This is a genomic window from Holzapfeliella sp. JNUCC 80 (genome assembly GCF_053667655.1).
In genome coordinates this window covers 949684-969436 of the sequence record NZ_CM132205.1, presented here as the reverse complement: position 1 = coordinate 969436, position 19753 = coordinate 949684, and the positions used below count along the sequence as shown (strand labels likewise).

The 19753-nt window shown below is 35.0% G+C and carries 20 protein-coding genes; 17 read left to right on the top strand and 3 right to left on the bottom strand.

Features of this window, described 5'->3' with window-relative positions:
• The first annotated feature begins 1 nt into the window (after nt 1).
• From JNUCC80_RS04875 to JNUCC80_RS04860, 4 genes are all read left to right on the top strand, one after another.
• On the top strand, nt 2-592 hold the full coding sequence (locus tag JNUCC80_RS04875) for an NAD(P)H-binding protein (RefSeq protein ID WP_454152756.1): 591 nt from the start codon (nt 2-4) through the stop codon (nt 590-592).
• Between the two features lie 12 nt (nt 593-604).
• A complete protein-coding gene (locus tag JNUCC80_RS04870; protein WP_454152755.1) occupies nt 605-997 on the top strand; it encodes a MerR family transcriptional regulator in 393 nt (130 codons plus the stop codon).
• An 80-nt stretch (nt 998-1077) separates the two neighbouring features.
• A complete protein-coding gene (locus JNUCC80_RS04865) occupies nt 1078-1545 on the top strand; it encodes a Dps family protein (RefSeq protein WP_454152754.1) in 468 nt (155 codons plus the stop codon).
• 100 nt (nt 1546-1645) lie between these two features.
• The gene (locus tag JNUCC80_RS04860; RefSeq protein ID WP_454152753.1) at nt 1646-2002 is read left to right on the top strand and encodes a hypothetical protein; all 357 of its coding nucleotides are present in this window, start codon (nt 1646-1648) and stop codon (nt 2000-2002) included.
• 41 nt (nt 2003-2043) lie between these two features.
• Here JNUCC80_RS04860 and proC read toward each other — a convergent pair whose 3' ends face one another.
• Entirely contained in the window at nt 2044-2817 is a 774-nt protein-coding gene (gene proC, locus JNUCC80_RS04855; RefSeq protein WP_454152752.1) for a pyrroline-5-carboxylate reductase, read from the bottom strand.
• Between the two features lie 200 nt (nt 2818-3017).
• Here proC and JNUCC80_RS04850 point away from each other — a divergent pair, with 200 nt between their 5' ends.
• The 4 genes from JNUCC80_RS04850 to JNUCC80_RS04835 all read left to right on the top strand — a co-directional run bounded on the left by JNUCC80_RS04850 (nt 3018) and on the right by JNUCC80_RS04835 (nt 10053).
• On the top strand, nt 3018-4664 hold the full coding sequence (locus JNUCC80_RS04850; RefSeq protein ID WP_454152751.1) for a peptide ABC transporter substrate-binding protein: 1647 nt from the start codon (nt 3018-3020) through the stop codon (nt 4662-4664).
• A gap of 123 nt (nt 4665-4787) precedes the next feature.
• Complete coding sequence (locus JNUCC80_RS04845) at nt 4788-6422, top strand: peptide ABC transporter substrate-binding protein (RefSeq protein WP_454152750.1); 1635 nt, start codon at nt 4788-4790, stop codon at nt 6420-6422.
• A gap of 132 nt (nt 6423-6554) precedes the next feature.
• The gene (locus JNUCC80_RS04840) at nt 6555-8192 is read left to right on the top strand and encodes a peptide ABC transporter substrate-binding protein (RefSeq protein ID WP_454152749.1); all 1638 of its coding nucleotides are present in this window, start codon (nt 6555-6557) and stop codon (nt 8190-8192) included.
• Between the two features lie 217 nt (nt 8193-8409).
• Nucleotides 8410-10053, top strand: coding sequence for a peptide ABC transporter substrate-binding protein (locus JNUCC80_RS04835; RefSeq protein ID WP_454152748.1), 1644 nt, complete (start codon nt 8410-8412; stop codon nt 10051-10053).
• Nucleotides 10054-10121: 68 nt separating this feature from the next.
• Here JNUCC80_RS04835 and JNUCC80_RS04830 read toward each other — a convergent pair whose 3' ends face one another.
• Nucleotides 10122-10460: a DUF3899 domain-containing protein gene (locus JNUCC80_RS04830; RefSeq protein WP_454144038.1), complete on the bottom strand. Its 339-nt coding sequence runs from the start codon at nt 10458-10460 to the stop codon at nt 10122-10124.
• Nucleotides 10461-10542: 82 nt separating this feature from the next.
• On the opposite strand from JNUCC80_RS04830, the gene opp3b reads away from it, so the two are divergent.
• The 7 genes from opp3b to JNUCC80_RS04795 all read left to right on the top strand — a co-directional run bounded on the left by opp3b (nt 10543) and on the right by JNUCC80_RS04795 (nt 16915).
• Entirely contained in the window at nt 10543-11484 is a 942-nt protein-coding gene (opp3b, locus tag JNUCC80_RS04825; RefSeq protein ID WP_454144040.1) for an oligopeptide ABC transporter permease, read from the top strand.
• Between the two features lie 2 nt (nt 11485-11486).
• Nucleotides 11487-12524 (top strand): ABC transporter permease, encoded by a 1038-nt coding sequence (locus JNUCC80_RS04820; RefSeq protein WP_454144042.1) that lies wholly within the window; start codon nt 11487-11489, stop codon nt 12522-12524.
• Nucleotides 12525-12529: 5 nt separating this feature from the next.
• Nucleotides 12530-13588: an ABC transporter ATP-binding protein gene (locus JNUCC80_RS04815; protein WP_454152747.1), complete on the top strand. Its 1059-nt coding sequence runs from the start codon at nt 12530-12532 to the stop codon at nt 13586-13588.
• Nucleotides 13581-14525 carry an ABC transporter ATP-binding protein gene (locus tag JNUCC80_RS04810; RefSeq protein ID WP_454152746.1) on the top strand — a complete coding sequence of 315 codons (945 nt, stop codon included), beginning with the start codon at nt 13581-13583 and terminating at the stop codon, nt 14523-14525. The genes JNUCC80_RS04815 and JNUCC80_RS04810 overlap by 8 nt, the downstream gene beginning before the upstream one ends.
• Nucleotides 14526-14590: 65 nt before the next feature.
• Entirely contained in the window at nt 14591-15727 is a 1137-nt protein-coding gene (locus JNUCC80_RS04805; protein WP_454152745.1) for a low temperature requirement protein A, read from the top strand.
• A gap of 122 nt (nt 15728-15849) precedes the next feature.
• Nucleotides 15850-15981, top strand: coding sequence for a hypothetical protein (locus JNUCC80_RS04800; RefSeq protein ID WP_454144050.1), 132 nt, complete (start codon nt 15850-15852; stop codon nt 15979-15981).
• A 121-nt stretch (nt 15982-16102) separates the two neighbouring features.
• On the top strand, nt 16103-16915 hold the full coding sequence (locus JNUCC80_RS04795) for a DUF368 domain-containing protein (RefSeq protein ID WP_454152744.1): 813 nt from the start codon (nt 16103-16105) through the stop codon (nt 16913-16915).
• A gap of 30 nt (nt 16916-16945) precedes the next feature.
• On the opposite strand, the gene JNUCC80_RS04790 is transcribed toward JNUCC80_RS04795, so the two are convergent.
• Nucleotides 16946-18325: a PTS transporter subunit EIIC gene (locus JNUCC80_RS04790; protein WP_454144054.1), complete on the bottom strand. Its 1380-nt coding sequence runs from the start codon at nt 18323-18325 to the stop codon at nt 16946-16948.
• 131 nt (nt 18326-18456) lie between these two features.
• Between JNUCC80_RS04790 and JNUCC80_RS04785 the strand changes: the two genes are divergently transcribed.
• Together JNUCC80_RS04785 and JNUCC80_RS04780 are read left to right on the top strand one after the other, a co-directional pair.
• Nucleotides 18457-19089, top strand: a complete 633-nt coding sequence (locus JNUCC80_RS04785) for an SDR family oxidoreductase (protein WP_454152742.1) — start codon at nt 18457-18459, stop codon at nt 19087-19089.
• A gap of 20 nt (nt 19090-19109) precedes the next feature.
• The gene (locus JNUCC80_RS04780) at nt 19110-19742 is read left to right on the top strand and encodes an SDR family oxidoreductase (RefSeq protein WP_454144058.1); all 633 of its coding nucleotides are present in this window, start codon (nt 19110-19112) and stop codon (nt 19740-19742) included.
• Nucleotides 19743-19753: the final 11 nt, after the last annotated feature.

The following is a 19753-nucleotide window of genomic DNA, read 5'->3' as shown; positions in this document are numbered from 1 at the left end:
AATGAGAAATATTTTAGTAGTTGGCGCAACTGGCAGTATTGGACGAAAAGTCTGTCAATTAATACGTCAAAATAGTAATGTTAGACTCACAACAATTGCAAGAAGAAATAGTCAGACTCATAATTATAACGAAACTAATTTATCACTAGATGCTAGTCATGATGATTTGAATCAAGTTGTTAAAAATCAAGACGCTGTTTTTATTTGTGTTAGTGGTGATGTTGCTGGAATTACGCAGTCAGTTGTAAAATCAATGCAAAAACAAGGCATAAAGCGTGTTGTCTTAGTGACTGCTATGGGGATTTATAATGAAATTCCTAAAGCAATAGGTTCTGGTAATTTGGAAAACAATGCTTTTATTCAAACCTATCGTGATGCGGCAGACTGTGTCGAAAATTCTGAACTTGATTATACGATTTTAAGACCAGGGTGGTTTGATGACGGAACACTGGCGTACGAGTTAACACCCAAAGGGACATTGTTTGGTGGACATGATATTTCACGTGATGCTTTGGCTCAATTTTGTTATGAATTATTAATTAATGGCAGTTATCTCAAACAAAATTTAGGGATTAATCGTCCAATAGAATAGAAAGGAACTAAAATGAATATTAAAGAAGCTAGTCAAAAAACAAATTTAGCGTCTTCAACTATCAGATATTATGAAAAAGAAGGTCTTATTCCTGAAATCACTCGAAATGATTCAGGCGTTCGTGAAATTGATGAACACATTATTAGGCGTATCAAGTTTATTAAACAAATGCGATTGGCAGGGATGAGTATTGAATCACTTAAAAGATATATTGACTTATTTGATGCTCAAGAAGACAATACTAAAAAGCAATTTGAACTTCTCCAACAGCAAAGAGAAATTATGATTGAAAAGCGTGATGACATTCAAGATGCTATCGATCATTTAACTTATAAAATAGATAATTACGATAATCATATGAAACAAACAGAAGAAAGACTGATACAGCTAGAAAAACAAAAGTAAGTCTTTATATTTTGGCTAAAAATGAAACCAGCGTATAATAAAGTTGTGAACAATTCAGTTTAAAAGTGGAGGTATTGATTATGCAATATTCACAAACAAAAGCAGTTTTGAATCAACTCGTTGCTGATTTAAGTCAAATGTCGATGGTGATTCATCAAACACATTGGTATATGAGAGGAACAAATTTCTTGAAATTGCATCCCTTAATGGATGATTATAAAGATGAAATTGACGCACAATTAGATGTAATTGCTGAAAGACTCATTATATTAGGCGGTGCACCTTACTCAACTTTACAAGAGCTTTCAGACCATACTCATATTGATGATGAAAAAGGTGATTTTTCGCGCACAATTCCTGAAAGGTTGAATGTATTAGCTGATGACTATCGTTATCTAGCAACGCTATATCAAGAAGGTATTGATGTCAGTGATAAAGAAAAAGACTTAGGTACTCAAGATATCTTTATCGGATTCAAAACCGCAATCGAAAAGAAAATTTGGATGCTTCAAGCTGAATTAAATGATTCTCCTCAAATTGATGATTAATAAAAAAAGCGCTTGCCTAGTTAGCAAGCGCTTTTTTATTTTGAAATCCAATTTATGATATGATACTTTTTACCATTAAAATTAGGAGGAACTGTATTTTTTGAGTAAAAGGATTAGTTTGGTATCGTATTTAGAAAATAAAATTAAACAATTTGAAAAAGATAAACAAGAAAAGTCACCTGGTTTAGTTTTTCTTATTCGTCATTTTAGACGCGCAACATTATTTTACTTAGGATTATTGATTATTGACTTTTTTTATGCAATGGCTATTCAAAATCAACAACAAGTAATCAACACAATAATGGGGTTTCATATCGAGATTATAAGTCGCTCTGCTTTTAAATATCACACATTGTGGACAACAAAGTTATTATTGACTTATGGCATAGTAATAGTTGTGTGGTTTACGATTGCTCTAGTCATTAGATTGAGCCGCCATAATCAATCAAAAAAATAAGAATACAAAAAACAACAGCTTATATGGGCTGTTGTTTTTTTTTAATCTTTTAAAATGGTGTTGATAGCATCAATTACAGCAAATCTAAAGTTGTTTTTCTCAAGTGCGACAACGCCTTTGATAGTATCACCACCAGGTGAAGTGACATCATCTTTTAAGATACCAGGATGTTGCTTACTTTCAGCAGCTAATGCGGCTGATCCTTTCATCATTTCGGCGATAATTTCATAAGATAAAGCACGGTCCAGACCGTTTGTGACAGCAGCATCACTTAAGGCTTCGATGAAAACATCAACAAAAGCAGGACTACATCCAGCAATTGTACCAGCAATCGCCAGTTTTTCTTCAGGGACTTCAACGGTGTGTCCTAGCTGGTTAAGGAGATCGACCGTGACACTTTTTTGACTTTGAGATAAATCTGAACTGGCGCAGTAGCTAATCATTCCTTGATTGATGGCAACTGGGGTGTTGGGGATGCATCTCAGAAGTGGCAGTTTAGGGTAGACCTGCTTCATTTCACTAAATGAAACACCTGCCGCAACTGAAATTAGAGGCATGTCTTGTGAAATTAGCTGGTTCAATTCACTAAGTGTTTGAATAATTAAAGATGCAGGTGTTGCCAAAATAATAACGTCAACATCCTTGATTGATGGTAAATTTTCAATCGCAGTAATACCTAATTCATCACTTAACTTCACAGCATTTTGGTAGTGTCCTGTTTTGACCCAAATATCTTTTGGGTTTTGACCATGATTAATGAAACCTTTAATCATGGCTGTTCCCATTTTTCCAGCACCAATTAGTCCGATTTTCATTTTAAAGTCTCCTATTTTTTGTGTTTTATAAGATGATTTTATCACATTCAGCCCACAACTTTAATTGAAATTAGCAAGGATAATAGTGCTATATAAAAATTATATTAAAAATTAATGTTAATAAAGCTATTGATTTTTTATTTTAGTCTCATGTATAATCAACAAATACTAATAAAAAATTAATTTTCGGAGGAAAGAAGATGAAAAAACGTTTTGCAGCTGCAACATTATTGATGTCAGCAGCCTTAGTGCTATCAGGATGTTCTACAGGTAGTGGCAGTAAAAGTTCAAGTGGAGAAACAAGCAATGTGAAATCTTTAAACTTTGTAGCTCAACAAGAATTACCTACTGCAGACTTATCACTTGCGACAGATACAGTTAGTTTTACAGTTTTAAATAATGTTTATGAAGGAATTTATCGTCAAGATAAAGATGACAAATTAGAACCAGCAGGTGCAAGCCAAAAGGCTGAAATTTCAGCAGATGGTCTGACTTACAAAGTTAAATTAAGAGAAGATGCTAAATGGTCAAATGGTGATCCTGTAACAGCTAAAGACTATGTTTACAGCTGGCAAAGAACTGTAAGCCCAGAAACTGCTTCACAATATGCTTACTTATTTGCACCTGTTCAAAATGCCGAAGATATCACAGCAGGTAAAAAGGATAAAAGTGAACTAGGAATTAAAGCAACGGGAGATTATGAATTAGAAATCACGCTTAACCAAGCAACCCCATACTTTGAAAGATTATTAGCATTTCCATCATTCTTCCCACAAAATCAAGCTGTGGCAGAAAAATTTGGTAAAGATTACACAACAAAGAGTGACAACTCTGTTTATAATGGTCCTTTCAAATTAGAAGGTTTTGATGGACCAGGAACAGATACAACTTGGACATATGCTAAAAATGACCAATACTGGGATAAAAATAACGTGAAGGTTGATAAGATTGACGTTAACGTTGTAAAAGAATCATCAACTTCCCTAAACTTATTTAACAGTAACCAAGCAGACGACATTGTTTTAACAGGTGAGTTAGCACAACAAAACAGAAATGATTCACAGTTTAAAGCAGTTGCAGACGCAAGAACATCATACTTGGAATATAACCAACGTGATGCTAATTCTAAATTTAAAAATGAAAACTTAAGAAAAGCGATTGGCTATTCAATTGATAGAACAGCGCTAACAAATTCAATTTTAGGTGATGGATCACAACCATCTACTGGTTTAGTACCAAAAGGAACAATGACAAGTCCCGATGGTAAAGACTTCTCAGATGCAGCAAGTGCAGGTGTTTCTTATGATGCAGCTAAAGCAAAAGAATACTGGGAAAAAGCCAAACAAGAATTAGGTATCACATCACTTGACTTTAGTATTTTAGCTTCAGATAGTGATTCATCTAAAAAAGTTCTTGAATACTTACAAAACACGATTCAATCTAATTTAGATGGTGTGAAAGTTTCGCTAAATCCGGTACCGTTTTCTGTTCGTTTAGATCGTTCTAAGTCGGGAAATTTTGATGTTGTGTTAACAGGATGGGGTGCTGATTACCTTGATGCATCAAGTTTCACTGACTTATTCGTAACAGGAAACTCATATAACCGTGGCCAATGGAGTAACGCTGAGTATGACAATTTAATTAACTCATCAAAAACAACTAATGTTAATGATGCAACTAAGCGTTTCGAAGACTTAGTTAATGCTGATAAATTGTTATCAAATACACAAGGTGTAACACCGCTTTACCAAGGTGTAGAAGCTCACATGGTTAATTCAAGAGTTAAAAATTATGTTTCTCACCCTGCTGGCGCTAAATTTGATTACAAATGGCTAGAAGTAGAATAATAATTAAAATAAAAAGACAAAAACTATGAAAGTAGATTTTGCCTTTTTATTTATAACTTTTTTAAACTAATTTTTAGTAAGTTATAAAGCGCCGATAATAGTTAATAAATTAAGGAGATTAATATGAAACTGAAACATATAGCAGTAGCTGCAATTGTAACTATATCCCTGGTGCTATCAGGATGTTCAACAACTGGCCAATCTAGTTCCCCGAGTGACGGTAATGTTAAAACTCTTAATTTTGTTGCCCAACAAGAATTACCCACAGCAGATTTATCGTTAGCAACAGATACTGTTAGCTATACAGCCTTGAATAATATTTATGAAGGACTCTACCGTCAGGATAAAGATAATAATTTAATACCTGCAGGTGCAAAAGAAAAAGGCAAGATATCTGAAGATGGATTAACATACAACTTTGATCTTAATGAAAATGCGAAGTGGTCAAATGGTGATCCTGTCACAGCACACGATTATGTTTACAGCTGGAGAAGAACGGTTAATCCACAAACTGCTTCACAATATGCTTATTTATTTGAGTCTATTGAAAATGCTAAAGAAATAAGAGATGGTAAAAAGCAAGTTGAAGATTTAGGAATTGAAGCAACTTCAGATTATCAATTAAAAATAAAACTGGGTTCTCCAGTTCCCTACTTTGAAAGATTATTAACGTTGCCATCATTTTTTCCGCAAAATCAATCAGCAGTTGAAAAATATGGCAAGGATTATGCTTTAAAGAGTGAAACATCGGTCTATAATGGTCCTTTCAAATTAGAAGGATTTGATGGACCTGGAACAGATACTGCATGGTCATATATCAAAAACGACAAATATTTTGATAAAGATAACGTTAAAATAGATAAGATTAATATGAATGTTGTAAAAGACTCTGCAACTGCTTTGAATCTTTTTCAAAATAATCAAGCGGATGATATTGTGTTGACAGGAGAATTAGCACAACAAAATCAGGCTAATCAAGCTTATCAACCATTTCTACAGGCGACTACACAATATTTAAACTTTAACCAGATTGAATCAACCTCGCCGTTTAGAAATGAAAATTTACGCAAAGCAATCTCAACAGCTATTGATCGACAAGCATTAACGGATTCAATCTTAGGTAATGGATCAATACCAGCTACAGGGTTAGTGCCCAAAAACTTAATGAAGTCGCCTACAGGTTTAGATTTTACGGAAGCAGTAGGATACACATACAATCAGTTTGATACCAAAAAAGCACAAGAGTATTTTGCAAAAGCACAAGAGGAGTTAGGAATAGACAAATTTGAATTTAGTATACTTTCTTCTGATACAGACTCGGCAAAGAAAGTTATCGAGTATCTTCAAAATGTTATTGAAAGTACATTGCCAGATGTTAAAGTCAATCTAACACCTGTACCGTTTTCGGTGAGGTTAGAACGCTCTAGAGCTGGTAACTTTGATGTTTCTATGGTTTCTTATGGTGCAGATTATCTTGATGCCTCTACTTTTACTGATTTGTTACAAAATAATAATTCAGGTCGCTGGACTAATGAGACTTATACCGAACTACTTAAATCCGCAGCAACAACCAATGTAACAAATCCGCAGAAACGTTTTGAAGACTTAGTTAATGCTGAAAAGTTAGAGTTAGAAACACAAGCTGTCGCACCTCTTTACCAGGTTGCAGAAGCGCATATGATTAATCCAAAAATCAAAAATTATGTTGCACACCCTGCTGGTGCCAAATTTGATTACAAATGGCTAGAATTAGAGTAGTAATTTAAAAAGATAATGCAAATGCATTATCTTTTTTGTTTTTCACTTACTAAATTATAGTTATATTATTGGCGTACTTACTAAAAAAATGTATAATCTAACAGTACTTATTTTTTAGAAGGAGTAATTAACATGCAAAAAAAATGGACAGTACTTGCCTCGTTATTAGCGGTGGGGACAATATTGTCAGGTTGTTCAACTGGCAATAGCAAACAAACTAATAATACAAATGCAAAATCACTTAACTTTGTTGTTCAGCAAGAAATGCCAACAGCAGATCTTTCTTTAGCTAGTGATACTGTTAGTTTTACAGCTTTAAATAATGTTTATGAAGGGTTATATCGTCAAGACAAAAATAACGATTTAGTTCTTGCAGGTGCAAGTGAAAAACCACAAGTATCATCTGATGGCTTAACTTATACATTTAAATTAAGACAAGACGCCAAGTGGTCAAATGGAGATTCGGTGAAAGCACAAGACTATGTTTACGGATGGCAACGAACGGTCAATCCAAAGACGGCTTCTCAATATGCTTATTTGTTTAGTGCTATCGAAAATGGAAAAGAAACAAATGCTGGTTCAAAAGATGTTTCTGAATTGGGAATCAAAGCAGTGGGTGACTATGAACTTGAAATCAAGCTTAGCCAAGCAATTCCTTATTTTGAGAGACTCTTAACATTGCCAACATTTTTCCCTCAAAATCAATCTGTAGTTGAAAAATACGGCAAAGACTACGCAATTAATAGCGATAACGCTGTTTACAATGGCCCATATGTTTTGCAAAACTTTTCTGGCCCAGGAACAGATGATACTTGGACATATGCCAAAAACAATCAATACTGGGATAAAAATGCTGTTAACCTAGATAGTATTAACGTTAGCGTTGTAAAAGATTCATCAACCGCATTAAACCTATTTAAGAATAATCAAGCAGATGATGTGGTTTTAACCGGTGAACTAGCCCAACAAAATCGTAATGATGAGGCTTACCAATCAATCTTACAAGCAACAACTCAATATTTAGAGTTTAATCAACGTGATGATAACTCCGTTTTCAAAAACGAAAACTTACGAAAAGCAATTTCATATTCAATTGATCGAAAAGCGTTAACAGACTCAATTTTAGGTAACGGTTCGATTCCTTCGAGTGGATTCGTACCTAAAAATATTATGAAATCACCTGATGGAAAAGATTTTACTGACGCTGTTGGAAACTACTTGAATGAAGACGCTAATCAAGCTAAAGAATACTGGAATAAAGCTAAGCAAGAGTTAGGGATTTCAACATTGAACTTTAGTATTTTGTCTTCAGATACTGATGCTTCGAAGAAAATTGTAGAATATCTACAAAACGCAATTCAAACTAACTTAGACGGTGTTAAAGTGAACTTAACACCCGTTCCTTTTTCTGTCAGACTGGATCGTGCTGCCGCCGGAAACTTTGACTTATTAATGGGATCATATGGTGCTGATTACTTAGATGCTTCAAGTTTTACTGACCTACTTAGATCAGGTATCTCCTATAATAGAGGTCAGTGGAGTAATCAACAATACGATGAACTTGTGAAAGCGGCTGCTACAACTGATGTAAAAGACGAGCAAAAGCGTTTTGACGATTTAGTGAATGCTGAAAAGATTGTGATGTCACAACAAGGTGTGGCACCACTATATCAAGCGGTAGAAGCTCACATGATTAATCCGAAAATCAAAAATTACGCAGCTCATCCAGCTGGCGCTAAATTTGATTACAAATGGTTATCGGTTGAATAAATAAATATAGCCTAATATTAAAGGTAGATTGAAAAATATTTTTTAATCTATCTTTTTATTTTGTGTAGGCTAAGACAACTGTTGTTTAGGTGGTTTACTATCTAGTAAGGTTTTATAATGGATTTATTATTAAAAATTGCTATTGATTTTTTAATTTAAAATCGGGTATAATTTTAAATATATTAATATTTTTTTAAGGAACGAAGGAGCGGTAATTATGAAAAAGAGATGGACAGCGGCTGCGTTTTTAATGGCAGCTAGTTTAGTATTGTCCGGATGTTCAACGGGAAAGGGAACTCAGACATCAGGCTCAGGTAGTACTAAAGACTTGAATGTTGTTGTGCAACAAGAAATGCCAACAGCTGACTTATCTTTAGCAACTGACAATATTAGTTTTACAGCACTAAATAATGTCTATGAAGGGTTATACCGTCAAGACAAAGATAACAACTTAGAACTTGCAGGTGCTGCTGAAAAGCCTCAAGTATCAGCGGATGGCTTAACTTATACATTTAAGTTAAGAGAAAATGCCAAATGGTCTAACGGTGAACCTGTTAAAGCCCAAGACTATGTTTACAGTTGGCAACGAACAGTAAGTCCTCAGACAGCTTCACAATATGCTTACTTGTTTGCACCAGTTGAAAACGCTGAAGACATTACATCAGGCAAAAAAGCTGCCAGTGAATTGGGAGTTAAGGCAGTTGGCGACTATGAATTACAAATTAAGTTAAATAAAGCAACACCTTACTTTGAAAGACTACTTGCCTTTCCAACATTCTTCCCACAAAGCCAATCAGTAGTTGAAAAATATGGTAAAGATTATGCTGCAACAAGTGAAAATGCAGTTTATAATGGACCATTTACACTAACTGGTTTTTCAGGAGCCGGGACAGATACTGAATGGGCATATAAAAAGAATGAAAATTACTGGGATAACAGCAATGTGAAAATCGAAAACATTAATGTTAGCGTTGTTAAAGAATCATCAACTTCATTAGGACTGTTCAATAGTGGACAAGCAGATGATGTGATTTTAACAGGTGAATTAGCACAACAAAACCGTAACAACCCAGCATTTACTGCGATACCACAAGCATCAACTAACTACTTAGAATTTAATCAACGTACAGAAAGTTCACCATTTAGAAACGAAAACTTGCGTAAAGCTATCTCATATTCAATCGATCGTGATGCTTTAACTAATTCTATTTTAGGTGATGGTTCAATTGCTTCAACAGGACTTGTACCTAAGACAACAATGGCTTCACCAGATGGTAAAGACTTCACAGCTTCTGCAGGTAAGCTTGTATCATACGATGCTCAAAAAGCTAAAGAATACTGGAATAAAGCTAAACAAGAACTAGGTATTTCAACATTGAACTTTAGTCTTTTATCTTCAGATACAGATTCATCTAAAAAAGTAATTGAATACTTACAAAATGCAATTCAAACAAACTTAGACGGTGTAAAAGTTAATTTAACACCAGTACCATTCTCAGTTCGTTTGGATCGTTCAACAGCTGGTAACTTTGATGTATTATTGAGTGGATGGGGAGCAGATTACCTAGACGCTTCAAGCTTTACTGACTTATTTGTATCAGGAAACTCATACAATAGAGGTCAATACAGTAATACTGAATATGATAACTATGTAAATGCAGCTTCTGGTCAAGATGCAACAGATGCTAACAAACGTTTTGAAGATTTAGTTAATGCAGATAAAGTATTAATGAATACTCAAGGTGTTGCACCACTTTACCAAAAAGCTGAAGCACACATGATTAACTCAAAAGTTAAAAACCTTGTGTCACATCCAGCAGGTGCCCAATTTGATTACAAATGGGTAGAAATTCAAAACTAATTTAAGTACTTTAAATAGTTGAATAAAAAACAGGCTGGGAATTGAATTCTCAGCCTGTTTTAAAAAAGTTAGAAAATCGTATCGATTACCAACAAAATGATACTGATTGCTAGCAAGATGATACCTGGTTGTAAGAAGAAAGCTTTATGCTCTTTTCCAATAGTGGATAGTTTCCATTCGGATTCATAATCGGTTTTTCGTTTCAGGTGAAGTGATTTTTGGAAAAAGTCAAATGATCCTGAAGAAAAAACCCATAAAAATCCTCCCACGATGAAGAAGAAAAGACTTATAATAAAAAGTGTGTCTGACAAATGTAGCCAGGATAAATTATTTCGCACAATTAATAAAATAAGCGAAAAAACGAGCGCGACAGAACTTATCCACAGAGATGATTTTTTAAGTTTCATAGATAATAAACCTTTCGTTTAGTTAATATGTAGTTAAATTTATCTAAATTCTGTGTATAAGTCAAAGTTTAGGAGGAAAATCATGAGTAGTTTTTGGAAGTATTTCTTTAAACGTTTGTTTTACATGGTTATTACCTTATTAATTATCATCACGATTACATTTTTCTTGATGAAGTTATTGCCGGGTAGTCCATATTCAAACATTGAAAAATTATCACCTGATCAAGTTGCACAATTAAACCGTCAAAACGGGTTAGATAAACCAGTCATTGTGCAATACTTTAACTATATTGTTAATATGTTCCATTTAGATTTTGGGACATCTTACCAATTTAAGAACCAATCTGTTTCTGGTCTTTTAATGGGTAGAATTGGACCTTCATTACAACTAGGTTTCCAAGCTCTTGTATTCGGAACAGTTATCGGAACTTTATTAGGTGCTGTTTCAGCTATGAAGCAAAATACATGGGTTGATACAGGTGCCACTTTAATTGCAATTTTGGGGCGTTCAATTCCTAACTTTGTGTTTGCGGTTTTACTTCAATTTGTGTTTGCATTACAGCTTCACGTTTTACCAATCGCAAAATGGGAAAGTTTCTCTTACACAATCTTACCAATGATTGCACTTGCGATGTCACCTCTTGCCGATTCAGCTCGTTTTATTAGAACTGAAATGGTTGAAGTGCTTCACAGTGATTACATCGAATTGGCCCGTGCAAAAGGGTTGAGTCGTTGGCAAATTGTTTACAAACACGCGTTGAGAAACAGTTTGATTCCATTACTAACCTTACTTGGACCTTTAGCAATTGCCTTGATGACAGGATCATTGGTTGTTGAAAATATCTTTGCTATTCCTGGTATTGGTGAACAATTTGTTAAGTCAATTACAACAAATGACTATCCAACAATTATGGCAATCACAATTTTATACTCAGCCTTATTGATTTTCATTATTTTAGTTGTCGATATTCTTTACGGAATTGTTGACCCTAGAATTCGTATTGCAGAAGGGAGCAAGGATTAATTATGAGTAAAGCAAAACTAAAACAAATCGAACAAATTCCTGCTTCTGAATTTCAACCTTTAACTAAAAATACAAAAGATGAACGTGAGCAGATTTCTGCACCTTCATTAACTTTCTTACAAGATTCATGGCGTCGTCTTAAAAAGAACAAAGCGGCGATGTTTAGTTTAAGCTTATTGGTGATTATTGTTTTAATTTCGCTAATCACAATTTTCTTTTCACCAAGCGATCCAACAGCACAGAATTTGAAGTATATTAACTTACCACCAAAATTACCAGGAATCGATATCAATGGTTTAAACGGTAAAGCAATGGTTGGTGGCCAATTAGTTGATAAATATGCACAAGCTGGTATTCCAGAAGGTGTGCATTATTGGCTAGGAACTGACAGTTTAGGACGAGATCTTTTAAGTCGTTTACTTGTTGGGACTAGAATTTCATTATTAATTGCGTTTGCTGCAGCTGCTTTAGATATTATCTTTGGTGTAACTTACGGATTAATTTCAGGGTTACTAGGTGGTCGCGTAGATAACATTATGCAACGTTTTCTTGAAATTATTTCAGGAATTCCTAACTTAGTTGTTATGATTTTGATGCTTGTTGTTTTAAAACCAGGTGTACTTTCAATTGTAGCAGCTATGGCGATTACTAACTGGGTGCCAATGGCACGTGTGGTTCGTGGACAAACCTTAAAACTAAAAGATCAAGAATTTGTTTTAGCTGCGACATCTTTAGGTGAAAGCCGTTCAAAAATCGCATTTAAGCATATCTTGCCAAACATCTCTAGTGTTATTATTGTTCAAATGATGTTCAGTATTCCATCAGCTATCTTCTTTGAAGCCTTCTTGAGTTTTATCGGATTAGGTATTCAACCACCAAGTGCTTCACTAGGTATGTTGTTAAGTGATGGTTACAAAACATGGCAATATTTGGGTTACCAAATGTGGATTCCAGCTATTGTGTTATCAGTTATCATGATTGGATTTAACCTATTAGCTGACGGATTACGTGATGCCTTAGATCCTAAGATGAAAGAGTGACAAGAATGAAAAAAATGTTAGAAGTTAAAAATTTAGAAATTTCTTTTGATACATTTGCCGGAAAAGTTCAAGCCATTCGTGATGTTAGTTTTGACCTTAAAAAAGGTGAAACACTCGCAATCGTAGGGGAATCCGGAAGTGGTAAATCAGTAACAACAAGAAGTTTAATGAAACTATTAGCAAGTAATGCTAATGTCGAAAACGGTCAAATTTTATTTGGTGGCGAAAACATCCTTGAAAAAAGTGAAAACGAAATGCGTAAGCTACGTGGTAACAAGATTTCAATGATTTTTCAAGACCCAATGACTTCTCTTGACCCAACAATGCCAATTGGTAAACAAGTAGCAGAGCCTTTGATGATTCATCATCAAGCTTCTAAAAAAGAAGCTTATGCCAAAGCTTTGGAATTGCTTGAAATGGTAGGATTACCAAACGCTAAAGATCGTTTCAAGAATTATCCTCATCAATTTTCTGGTGGACAAAGACAACGTATTGTTATTGCAATTGCCTTGATTTGTAACCCAGAAGTATTGATTGCCGATGAACCAACAACTGCTCTTGATGTGACAATTCAAGCACAAATTCTTGAATTATTGAAAGATTTGCAGAAAAAAGTGAAAACCTCGATTGTTTTCATTACCCATGACTTAGGAGTTGTGGCTAATATTGCCGATCGTGTGGCTGTTATGTATGCTGGTAAGATTGTCGAAATTGGAACTGCTGAAGAAATCTTCTACAACCCAAGACATCCTTATACATGGGGGTTACTAGGATCTATGCCTGCAATTGAAGATTCAACTTCTCGTTTGTATGCAATTCCAGGAACACCACCAGACTTATTGACACCACCAAAAGGTGATGCCTTTTATCCACGTAATGAATTTGCTTTAAAAATTGATGCTGAACAACAACCACCTTACTTTGAAGTATCAAAAACTCACAAAGCAGCAACATGGTTGTTGGCACCTCAAGCACCAGAAGTAACACCACCACAAGAAATTCAAAAGCGTTGGAAGAAGTTTGAAGAAATTAAACGCGCAAAAGAGGTGAAAGATAATGAATAATAAAGTTTTACTTGATGTTAAAAATTTAAAACAATATTTTAACGTAGGTCGTAAAGACGAAGTTAAAGCGGTTGATGACATTAGCTTTCACATTTATGAAGGGGAAACCTTTGGTTTAGTTGGTGAATCCGGAAGTGGTAAATCGACAACAGGACGTAGTATTATGCGTCTTGAACATCCAACAGCGGGTGATGTTACTTTTGATGGCCAAGATGTATTAGCATTAAAATCAAAAGAAGACATGCGTCGTTTCCGTCGTAATGTGCAAATGATTTTCCAAGATCCTTATGCTTCTTTGAACCCTAGAATGAAAGTTGAAGATATTATAGCTGAAGGGTTAGATATTAACCATTTAGTTAAAAACAAAGAACAACGTGCAAAACGTGTTAATGAGTTGCTTGAAATTGTTGGATTGAATCCAAACCATGCAACAAGATATCCTCACGAATTCTCTGGTGGACAAAGACAACGTATCGGGATTGCACGTGCGCTAGCCGTTGATCCTAAATTTATTGTGGCTGATGAACCAATTTCTGCCCTTGATGTGTCTATTCAAGCACAAGTTGTAAACCTGTTACAAGATTTACAAAAAGAACATAAGTTGACTTATCTATTCATCGCTCACGATTTATCAATGGTTAAACATATTAGTGATCGTATTGGTGTTATGCATCATGGTAAATTACTTGAAGTCGCTTCAAGTGATGAAATTTATTACAATGGTGTTCATCCTTATACAGAGAGCTTGCTTTCTGCTATTCCAATGCCAGACCCTGAATATGAACGCTCAAGAAAACGTGTGACTTATCAACCAGTTGAAGACGACAAAGAACGTCGTATGCAAGAAATCACACCAGGACATTTTATTTACTGTTCAGATGATGAAGTTGAAATGTATCAAGATAAATTAAACAAAAAAGTAATGGCTTCCCGTTAGGGAGCTGTTACTTTTTTTATTTTTGTTTTATGATAGAGATGAATAAAAAATTAAGGGTGATAAGAATGGAAAATTTGTTTAAACGACCTCGTAAAATCACTGAGGATATTGATGATCGCAGTGTGACTTGGCTAGAGTTATTTTATGACTTGATTTTTACAGTTGTGTTATTGGACTTGACGGAGGGGTTAGTTCATCATTTTACAATTGGTAATTTTGTGAATACGACTGTTTTATTTTTCTTATTTTTGTGGAGTTGGAATGAGACTTCAGTGTATTTTGATGATCACGGTAATTTAGGGTTAATTAATACAATTATTATGAATCTTCAAATTATTCTAACAGGAGTTGCAACGCTCTTTATTCCAGAAGCCGTTGAAGGTGATTTTAGTCATATTTTAATTGCATTTATGGCGATTGAGCTTTTAATGATTGTGATTTGGTCGACAGTAAGCTATTTTGACAAAATTCATCGTCAAGTTGCGTTATCTTGCGTCGCACTATACACAGTCGTATTGGTTGTTTTAATAATTGGTTACTTTGTTGCGCTGGACTCAGCTAAATGGTTGGTTATCATTGGATTACTAATGAACTACTTCGGGTTGCTACTTGTTTCACCTGTCATGAGAAGAGAGTACGAAGTCAATCAGATGGATTATGCGATAAAAGATTCCTTAATTGAACGCTACGGACTAATCATGATGATTACGTTAGGAGAGGTTATTGCAGGGTTTTATACGAGTCTTAAATATCCGCTTCATACCGACAAAATAGTAGGATTTATCTTAAGTGTTATTTTGATTGCGTCAGCTGCGGGGATTTTTTATCGTATTTTAGGTGATATTGAAATTAATGTAAAATCAGCTGCTAAAATGCTGGCAATGAGAATGTTATTTTTGTTAGATATTTACTTGATTATGACGAGTGGAATTGCGCTACACTTGATTCTTGAAGGCCATGACTCAATCGGGGTCAGATTATTATTTGTGTTGACTTTATTTGCTAGCATGACCATGATTTGGATTATTCGTGCAATTGCGATGTTACCTAAGAATAGACATAAGGCTTACATTTATTTAGCTATTGAAATTGTTGCGTATTTAATATTAATCATGATGCCAAAACTCCTATTGCTACTGGGTGTTGACGTTTTATTAGCCTTTCATTTAATGCATTATATTAAGACAAGAGAAGAGGCCTAATATAGGATAATAACTTTTTGATAGTTAGTTGTTGACATTTGTTTAAAACCTGTTAACATAAGGGATAATATTTCGCTACTAGCCTTTCGTACTTTTATATTTTTGAAGGGAGTACTAGTAATATGTTACAACACAAAATTCAACTTAATACATTAACACAGGTTTTCACAGTTAGTGACGCTAAAGGCAACCATGCCGATGGTGCTACAATTGAAGAAGCCGTAGAAAAGTTAAATCACACACTTAGTGCTTAAGAAGATGATCAACCAGAAGTTGGGGGGTCATCTTTTTTTATTTAAAAAATTATAAAGACTGTCGGCACTAGATTAAAAATAACGTAAAATAGAATTATCTTACTTCTGATAGGAGAATTATATGGATTGGTTTTTACGCGTAATTAAGGGGATGCTAATTGGTTCTGGTTTTATCCTGCCCGGGATTAGTGGCGGAACATTAGCTGTCGTATTTGGCGTTTATGAACGTGTTATTTCATTTTTAGCCAATATTAAGAAAGATTTTAAGCAAAACGTTTTGTTTTTTATCCCACTAGGAATTGGTGGTATTTTAGGGATAATCGTATTTTCACTGTTAATGAGTGTGGCACTAGCCAAATATGAATATCAAATGCTATGGGTATTCATAGGGGCTATTGTGGGCACATTACCGACTTTATTTCGACAATCAACAGAACAAACTGAACGTACAACAGCAGATACTATCATCTTAATCACAACTGCGATTATAATGACGGTGTTCTTAATTTTTGGACAGGGATTATTTGGTCACATCCCGCAAAATTTCTTCACTTGGATTTTGTCAGGCTTTTTGATTGGATTAGGTGTAATCATCCCAGGCCTAAGTCCGTCTAACTTTTTGATTTATATGGGGATGTATCAACCAATGACTGATGGATTGAAGACTTTTGATTTAGGAATTGTGATTCCTTTAGCCATTGGGGGTATTTTGAGCCTTGTGACATTATCTAAATTAGTTAATTTAATTCTTCAAAATTATCACTCAAAATTATTCAACTTTATAATTGGTGTCGTTATTGCGTCAACTGTTGTTATCATTCCACTTAATGTGACATATGATTTTGTAACAATTATCAGTTGTGCAGCTTTATTCCTAGTTGGAATTGGGATTGCTTATTTAATGACAAAATTAGACCAAAAAGAAAAAGCTTAGGTTAATAACCTAAGCTTTTTTTGATAAGGATTAAACAGTTGGTTTATCTTTATCTGTATAAACAAAGAAAGTGATAATAAAACTGAAGATGAAAGCAACAGCACAAGCTGCAATAGCCGCAAATAGTCCTGTTAAGTTACCATCACTTGGAATATAAGTTAAGAAGGTAAAGAATCCAAGCACACCAACAGTATAAACAAGTGTATTAAATAGTCCCATAATTAAACCACCAATACCGGCACCAATCATGCTGATAACAAACGGTTTCTTGGTTGGGATTGTAACCCCAAACATAGAAGGCTCTGAAATACCAAACACACCTGTAATAAAGGCTGATAAACTAAGTGCCTTGAATTTTTTGTCTTTTGTTTTAAGCATAACACCTAAAACAGCACCAATTTGTGCGTAAAGCGCAGCAAAAGTTAAAGCCATAATAGGATCTTGTCCGACTGTTGCAATGTTGATAAAGGCAATTGGAATAATTCCCCAGTGAAGTCCTAAAACAACCAGTGGTTGCCAAAGCACACCCAGTACTAAACCAGCAATAGCAGGATTTAATTGAACAAGTGTTTGAATAATCCAGCCCATTCCTTGAGAAAGCCAAGTAGTTAAGGGTCCAATGATTAAGAAGATAAGTGGAATTGTAATAATCAATGTGCAAAATGGCACAATGAAGTTTTGAATGATTTCTGGAATCCATTTTGTAAAGAATTTTTCAAGTTTTGAAGCTAATAACACGCCGACAATAACTGGGATAACCGAACTGGTGTAGTTAACCATGATTAATGGAATCCCAAAGAATGTATCAAAAACGTGTGTTTGAAGTGGGGTATTAGCAAACAGTGTAAATAAAGGCGTAGCGGATTCTGGGCTAGCCATTTGAACAATACTAGGATAGGTTAAAGTCGCACCAATGGTAATTCCCAGTAGTGGAGAAGTCTTAAATCGTTTTGAAGCACTGTACCCTAAAACAATAGGTAAGAAGTAGAAGAAGCCATCTGAAATGGCGTACAATACTTGGTAAGTACCACTATGACTGTCCATTAGTTTTAAAGCAGACAACGCCGACATCAACCCTTTTAGCATCCCTGTTGCAGCTAAGAATCCTAAGATAGGCATGAAGATACCTGATAAAGTATCAAGTAAGCGATTGAATAAGTTTTGCTTACCTTGTGTATCATCAGGTGTATCGAGTAATTCATAATACAGATTAGTTGCTTCTTTATCTGTCTTTAAAGAAACATGATTTTTTTCAATTACTACTGACGTCACATGGGGTAATTTTTCAAGTTTTTCAGCTTCAGGGACGCTTTCTAAATCGAAAAATAAAGAATCTTTTCGATGTCCTAAAGCCATTAACTTGTCCTTACCACCAATTAGCGCAAATAGTTCTTGGCTTAGTGTGTTCATTTGAGCACTCCTTTTTATAAAGTTTAAATTTTCCTTAAGTAAAGTTTAACGTATATCAGGGGTATTTTGCCAATAAAAAAAAGATGTGGTATAGTATTACTTACAAAAAAGAAGTAAAAGGAGAACACAAAATGAAAGTATTTGTAGCTGGCGCAAACGGCCGTGTAGGTCGTCATGTTGTTAATAAATTAATCCAAAAGGATGATGATGTTTTGGCGGGTGTCAGAGACCCTAAAACACAATCGATTTTGAGACATGATCACGTTGCTTATGTGCCGTTTAATCTACACCAAGATATCGATCAAATGGTGGATGCCTTTTCAAATTGTGACGCGATTATTTTTGCAGCGGGGTCAGCTGGTAAAGATTTAGCAAAAGTCGATTTAGATGGTGCAGTTAAGACCATGAAAGCGGCTAAAAAAGCTGGAATTAAGCGTTATATTATGGTCAGTGCGGTCAATGCAGACCATCCTGAAACTTGGCCAGGAAAATCACTACATGATTACTATGTTGCCAAGCATTATGCTGATGAATGGTTAAGAGGAACAGACTTGAACTATGTTATTGTTCAGCCTGTCACACTAAGTGATAAACCAGCAACTGGTGAAATCGAGTCAAATTATACCAAACTATCAGATGAAATTAGCCGTGAAGATGTAGCAGAGTTTTTAGCACAAGTGGTTAGAAAACCAGGTGTTAATCGTCTGACAGTTGATATTTCAAATGGTGATGAAGCCATTCATGAAGTTATTTCAGATTTATAGTTTTATAGGAGGTTTTTAATATGAAAATTTTTGTAGTAGGTGCAAATGGTCGTGTAGGTCGTCATGTTGTTCAAAAATTAGCTCAAAAGCAAGATGAAGTGATTGCAGGTGTTCGTGACCCTAAAACACAGTCATTAGTTGAAGCTGACAATGTCAATTATGTGGAATTTAACTTACATCAAGATGCTGCCCAAATGGCTGAAGCTTTCAAGGGAAGTGAAGCGATTATCTTTGCGGCAGGATCTGCAGGTAAAGATGTCTTGAAAGTCGACCTAGATGGCGCAGTGAAAACGATGACAGCTGCTAAAGAAGCTGGCATTAAGCGTTATATTATGGTGAGTGCGGTTAACGCAGACCGTCCTGAAACATTCCCTGGTCAAGCACTACACGATTACTATATTTCAAAACACTATGCTGATGAATGGTTGAGACAAACAGACTTAGACTATGTGATTGCGCAACCAACAGCCTTGACAGATACCCCTTCAGATGGTCTGATTAATGTAGGTCGCAAAGGGATGCAATCTGAAATTAGTCGTGAAAGTGTCGCAGAATTTTTAGCTGAAGTTGTTAGAAATAATGCGATTAACCACCAAACAATTGACTTGTCTGATGGTGAAACACCAATTTCACAAGCCATTGCTGACCTATAATTAACAAGATA